General features: G+C 64.5%; 5 protein-coding genes. All 5 read right to left on the bottom strand.

Translation table 11 applies throughout. The features are described 5' to 3' along the window. On the bottom strand, positions 1-164 hold a 164-nt coding region (locus Q0071_RS12550; RefSeq protein WP_298169676.1), incomplete at its 3' end, for a 3-keto-5-aminohexanoate cleavage protein. Continuing rightward, the gene (locus Q0071_RS12545) at positions 136-1,377 is read right to left on the bottom strand and encodes an acetyl-CoA hydrolase/transferase C-terminal domain-containing protein (protein ID WP_298169673.1); all 1,242 of its coding nucleotides are present in this window, start codon (positions 1,375-1,377) and stop codon (positions 136-138) included. The genes Q0071_RS12545 and Q0071_RS12550, both read right to left, overlap by 29 nt. A gap of 20 nt (positions 1,378-1,397) precedes the next feature. Next, positions 1,398-2,189: an enoyl-CoA hydratase-related protein gene (locus tag Q0071_RS12540; RefSeq protein ID WP_298169670.1), complete on the bottom strand. Its 792-nt coding sequence runs from the start codon at positions 2,187-2,189 to the stop codon at positions 1,398-1,400. Positions 2,190-2,237: 48 nt separating this feature from the next. Then, on the bottom strand, positions 2,238-2,999 hold the full coding sequence (locus Q0071_RS12535; protein WP_298169668.1) for an SDR family oxidoreductase: 762 nt from the start codon (positions 2,997-2,999) through the stop codon (positions 2,238-2,240). Positions 3,000-3,024: 25 nt separating this feature from the next. After that, on the bottom strand, positions 3,025-3,459 hold a 435-nt coding region (locus Q0071_RS12530), incomplete at its 5' end, for a MarR family transcriptional regulator (RefSeq protein WP_298169664.1).

Here is a 3,459-nt window from a genome sequence, read left to right as displayed (position 1 = left end):
GCCGCACCAGCGTCCGCTGCGCCGAGCGCGGCTTCGGCAATCTCCTGCGCGGTGACGGGAAGGTGCGGTGACATCGACGGAGTGTGGATCGAGCCCGTAACCGCGCAGCTGATGATGACCTTGTGCTGTGTCACGTTATGCCTCCTGCAGACCCTGCATGGCATCGCGCCAGTGCCGGGCCAGTGTCTCTCGGTTGTGCGGTGCGGCGATGGCGAGGATCGCCTGCGCGCGCGCCTCATGCCCCAGATTGCGTAAGTCTGCCGCACCGTGCTCGGTCACGACCACATCGACATCAAAGCGCGAGAGCGAGACCGGACCGTGCCCTCCGCCTGCCGGAACAATCCGGCTGGCAGTCCTTGCCTCCGACGGCAGCGCTATGATCCTAAGGCCGCCGGCGGCCCTCGCTCCGCGCGCATAGTCGCCTCCGCCGCCGGGGCCCGACAGGAACCCCCGCGCCGAAGCTTCTGCATGGACCTGTCCGTAAAGATCGACTTCCATCGCTGAATTGATCGTGACGAACCGCTCGATTGCGCCGAGCGTTGCCGGATCATGAGTGACATTGACCGGACGGAACTGGAAATGGGGATCGCCGAGCCCGTCATAAAGCGCGGTACTGCCGATCGCGACCCCGACCAGTGCTGACGGGCCGTCTGCCATCGCGCCCGAGCGCACGAGTTCCAGCGCACCATCGCCGATGAGGCCCGTGTGGAGCCGCAGGCCGCGATGGCCCGTGAGCGCGCGGAGCACGGCATCGGGGATCTTGCCGAGCCCGGTTTGAACCGTCGCCCCATCGGGGATGAGCGGCGCGACGTGGGCGGCGATAGCGAGGCTCGTCGTGTCCTCGCCGCTGGCCATCGTGCGCAGCGGCTGCTCGCTCTCGTACCAGCCGGTCAGCTCTGCAAGTGGAATGCCGGGATCACCCGCCGTGCGGGGCATCAGCGGATTGATGTGTGCAATGCGCACCGGAATATCGCGCCAGAGGGCGGCAATGAAAGCAGTCTCCGCGCCGAAGCTGCAATTTCCTTCGGTATCGGGTGGGCTGCACATGAATAGCGCTGCGGCCGGCTTCTGCTGGCGATAGAGTGCGAGGATATCCTGATAACACAGCGGCAGGAACTGACTGCGCGCGCCCTCGCGGCGCAGTTCGGGCGTCTGGAAAAATGTCAGGACGCGCGCGTCATGCCCTGCGCGCCAGACCGCCTTGTTGAGTCCGGGGACAAAGATGCCCGAGAACGTCATCGCACCCAGCGCACTGCCGGCGGCAGCAACCTCGTCGATCAGCAAATCGGATTCCGCCGAGCAGGAGGAGACGAGCGCGAGGCCTCCCGGCGGCAGAACGCCGGGCAGGTCTCCAGGGCGCAGCAGGCGATTCGTCATGTGCTGCGCCCCAAATCCGCTTACTTCACGTATTTGTGGAAGTCCGGTGTGCGCCGTTCTTGGAACGCGCGCATGCCTTCCTTCGATTCCTCGGTGTCGTAAAACAGCTTCACCGAATTCAGCGCCATCATCGAGATACCGCGAATGTTGTCGCTGTCTGCATTGAAACTGCGCTTGGCGAGCGCCAGCGCCGTGGGCGAGCGCTGGCCGAGCATCTCGGTCCACTCATCGACCGCCGCATCGAGTTCAGCCGCTGGAACGACCTTGTTCACGAGGCCCATTTCGAGTGCTTCCTGCGCCGAGTACTGCAGGTTCAGGAACCACATCTCGCGCGCCTTCTTGTCGCCAATGTGGCGGGCTAGAAATGCAGTGCCCCAGCCGGCATCGACCGAGCCGACCTTGGGGCCGACCTGGCCGAACTTGGCCGTGTCGGCAGCGATGGTCAGATCGCAAAGTGTGGCAAACACATTGCCGCCGCCAATCGCGAAGCCGTTGATGCGGGCGATCACGGGCTTGGGAATGTCGCGGATGATCGACTGGAATTCGTCGATCGGCAGGCCGACAATACCGCGCCCGTCGTACTGGCCGTCCTTCGCGCTCTGGTCACCGCCCGTGCAAAAGGCCTTGTCGCCCGCGCCGGTCAGCACAACCGACGAGACGCCCTTGTCATCAGCGGCGAGCTTGAACGCGGCGATCAGCTCCTCGATCGTCTGCGCGCGGAAGGCATTGTAAAGCTTGGGGCGGTTGATCGTGACCCATGCGGCGCGGCCACGCACTTCATAGAGAATGTCTTCGAATTCGGGGGTGCTCATGGCGCATCCTTTCCTGTTTTTTTGGCCTGGGGTCGATCTTCGCGCCGATCAGACCATGTTCATGCCGCCGGAGACCGAAATGGCCTGGCCGGTGATGTAGGCGCCGTCATCAGAGGCGAGCAGCGCAACGATCCCGGCGTAGTCATCAGGCTCGCCCATGCGGCCGAGCGGAATGCCGCGCTCGAGCGCCGCCTTCCACTTTTCGGCTTCGGGGCCGGTCCCGGCGACCTCGGCCATCATCGGGGTGTTGGTCGGCCCCGGGCAAACGGCGTTGCACAGCACATTCTTGCGCGCGAGTTCGCGCGCGATTGACTTGGTGAAGCTTATGAGGCCGCCCTTGCAGGCCGAATAGACGGCTTCCATTGCGGTGCCGACCTTGGCTGCATCCGAGGCGATGTTGATTATGCGCCCTCCGCCATTCGCGACCATCTTGCCCGCGACGGCGAAATGCGTATTGAGATTTCCGGTGAGATTGATCGCGATGACCTTTTCCCAGAATTCAGGCGTGGTCTTGAGGAAGGGGGCAGGGCGGTCCCACCCGGCATTGTTGACCAGAACCCAGATCGGGCCGAGCTCTACCTCGACAGCTTCAACTGCAGCCTGAACGGCAGGCAGATCGCTGACATCGAGCTGCCACGTGCGCACGGTCGCGCTGGGGCCCGCAAGCTGGGCGGTTTCCTCGCCCGCTGCTGTGCTGAGGTCGAAGATCGCGACCTTGCAGCCTTCCGCCGCGAGCCGCAGCGTCAAGGCGCGGCCAATGCCCTGTCCGCCGCCGGTGACAATGGCGACCCTTCCGTCCAATCCTCTCACGTATTCCTCCATTCGGATGTTGCAGTCAGAGATCCAGATCCTGACCGCCCTCTGCTTCGCCGCCCGCCAGATCGAGCAGGCGGTTCTTGATCTTCACGAGCACCAGCGCCGCAGCGTCGAGTTCATCCTCGCTGACGGTCGCCAGAATGTCGGCCTCGACCGCGTCGACGCTTTCGCGGATGGTCGAAACTAGCTTCAGCCCGGCGCGGGTCAGGAAGACCCGGCGTGCGCGCGCATCGCGCTCGTCGGCGCGCCGTTCGACAAAGCTGGCGGATTCCATCCGGTCGATCAGGCCGCCAATCGCGACTTTGGTCAGATCCAAGTCTGCCGCCAGCGCGGTTTGGGTCATGCCGTCGCGGCGCGAGAGGAAAGCCAGAACCCACCACTGCGAGCGCGTTAGCCCGAGCGGCTTGAGCGCACGGTCAACCACGATTCGTCGCAGCCGCGAGACATCATGGAT

Origin of the sequence: Novosphingobium sp. (assembly GCF_027486195.1) — a bacterium.
GTDB lineage: Bacteria > Pseudomonadota > Alphaproteobacteria > Sphingomonadales > Sphingomonadaceae > Novosphingobium.
This window is presented reverse-complemented; position numbering and strand designations above follow the sequence as displayed.

What these genes read in the sequence shown, in the direction of transcription:
- Q0071_RS12545 (WP_298169673.1), bottom strand. Translation starts at nt 1,377, where the DNA reads ATGACGAATCGCCTGCTGCGCCCTGGAGACCTGCCCGGCGTTCTGCCG.
- Q0071_RS12540 (WP_298169670.1), bottom strand. Translation starts at nt 2,189, where the DNA reads ATGAGCACCCCCGAATTCGAAGACATTCTCTATGAAGTGCGTGGCCGC.